Origin of the sequence: Streptococcus sp. 1621, assembly GCF_013276615.1 — a bacterium.
In the GTDB taxonomy this organism is placed as follows: domain Bacteria; phylum Bacillota; class Bacilli; order Lactobacillales; family Streptococcaceae; genus Streptococcus.
This window is the reverse complement of the sequence record NZ_VMLJ01000004.1, coordinates 1-1,997: the sequence shown is the minus strand read 5'-3', so window position 1 is coordinate 1,997 and position 1,997 is coordinate 1. Positions and strand designations below refer to the sequence as shown.

Annotated in this window: 1 protein-coding gene and 1 pseudogene; both read right to left on the bottom strand. The window is 37.1% G+C overall.

Annotated elements, in window-relative coordinates:
• Nucleotides 1-602: 602 nt before the first annotated feature.
• Nucleotides 603-1,451 carry a DNA-processing protein DprA gene (dprA, locus tag HT697_RS00640; protein ID WP_173261710.1) on the bottom strand — a complete coding sequence of 283 codons (849 nt, stop codon included), beginning with the start codon at nucleotides 1,449-1,451 and terminating at the stop codon, nucleotides 603-605.
• A 219-nt stretch (nucleotides 1,452-1,670) separates the two neighbouring features.
• Nucleotides 1,671-1,997, bottom strand: a pseudogene (locus tag HT697_RS00635) (hypothetical protein); the annotation flags it as partial.

Here is a 1,997-nt window from a genome sequence, read left to right as displayed (position 1 = left end):
TTTTCATTGAGTATAAAATCCTAACAAACTCAATGCTTTAGTAGTCTGATATGCCAATCTCATGAGGTCTTTTTATCATTTTCCATCATATCCTGACGCAAATGTCTACTGATGTCTCTCATCAGCTTCATTTCTAGTAAATGAAAATCAAGCTCGGAAACTCACCATAGCTTGCTCAAAACACAGCAAGGCAAAGCTGAACTGACTTAAAAAGATTTCCGAAAAGTATCATCATCAATTTCAGACCATTTTTTATAATAACCATTTTATTTTTATCTGTCAAGGTCTTTGAATTCTTTCTTAACAAACCGCTTACAACCTCTACTCTTGAAGAATTTATTTTTCCTTACTGACAAGATTTTAGATGATAAGCCTCCCTAACAGTAAGCTGACCAAGATTAGTCGCAAGCAACTCTCCTTTCTCAATTACACTAAATTACTTTCCTTCCTATGGGAAAAGTCCTCCACTCTACTTATTCACTTAGAAAAAACGCATAATATCAAGTGCTGAAAAAACTGATACTATGCATTTTATTGTGGGGATATTTACTTCATTTTATCTTGAAATTAATTTTTTCTCAGAATTCTAGCTTAGGCCATTTTTAAAATTCAAATTCCGCAAGAACATCCTGCCCACTTGTGACCAATTTTGCTCCTTCTTGAATCAAATGATGGCAACCATCTGATAATCCATCTAAAATGCTACCAGGAATAGCAAAAACATCGCGTCCTTCTTCCATTGCCCTCTCACAGGTAATAAGACTACCTGAGCGCATCTTAGCCTCTGCTACAATCACACCACGGCAAAGTCCAGCGATGATGCGATTACGGGCAGGAAAATGAAATTTCAGAGGTTGTTCACCAGGTCCATACTCACTGAGAATCAGATGATCATTGCCGATGTAGTCTTGCAAGCGTTTATTGGCTTTAGGATAAAACACATCCAGACCTGTTCCAATCACTGCAATGGTTTTTCCGCCATTCTGAAGAGCAGCCATATGCGCTGCTGTGTCAATCCCCTTGGCTAATCCACTGACAATAACCAGTTCATTTTCCAAGCCCTGAATGACTTTTTCAACTGACTTAGCTCCCTGTTTGCTACAAGCACGACTTCCTACGACTGCTACCTTCGGAAATTTCAAGAGATCCAGATTTCCCTTGTAAAATAAAAGCACGGGTGCATCGTATATTTCACTCAAATCCCAAGGATAACAGTCGTCTAAAATAGAGAAAGATGGAAATTTTTGAAACTCCTTCTCCAAATGCGCATCGTCTATCTGAAAATAACGTTCCATAAAAACAGCTGGATTTCGGCAACCTGATATATCTGCAATATCACCCAACAAAAGCTCCTGATCAACATTTTCACCGTATTCTAGGACTTTCAAAATCTGTTGATTTGTCAAACCTGATTTTTTTAACTTATAGATTTCATAGTTTGTGATTTTCATAAATAGCTCCATTTCTTTTTCTACTCATCTATTTATTCGTAAAAAATCAAAAAACATCCGACTATTTGTAATCCCCCAATAATGAAGTATATTGAAAAATCTCCAGACTAGAGAACTCATTGACGGTTCCTAATCTGGAGATTTTATTATTTCCTCATCATAGCTACAAAGCTACTCACTCAGTTCCTGAAAGTAGTGTTTTCTTCAAAACTAGGCTTCTTATTTGAGTTGACTAAGAACATTCTTGATTTCAGAAATTAGTTCTGCTTCTTTTTGAGAATCTTTTTGATGGCTATCTACAAAAAGTCGTGCTTCATCAGCTAATTTCTTAGCCTTGTTTAGAACTTTTTTGTCCTTGTCGCTAGCCTCTAGCTCAACTACAAGCTGGTGCAATTCTCTTGAAAGCTTATCTAGTTGAGAGGATTTTTTACGAGCTACTGCAAAGAGGAGAGCTCCTAGAAGAGAAAGAACTGCAGCTCCTAAGACACCATATAGAGGGACTTCTGTCTCATTTTTAGCTCCCTTGGTAATTTCTGCTTCTTTATT

What these genes read in the sequence shown, in the direction of transcription:
- dprA (WP_173261710.1), bottom strand. Translation starts at nt 1,451, where the DNA reads ATGAAAATCACAAACTATGAAATCTATAAGTTAAAAAAATCAGGTTTG.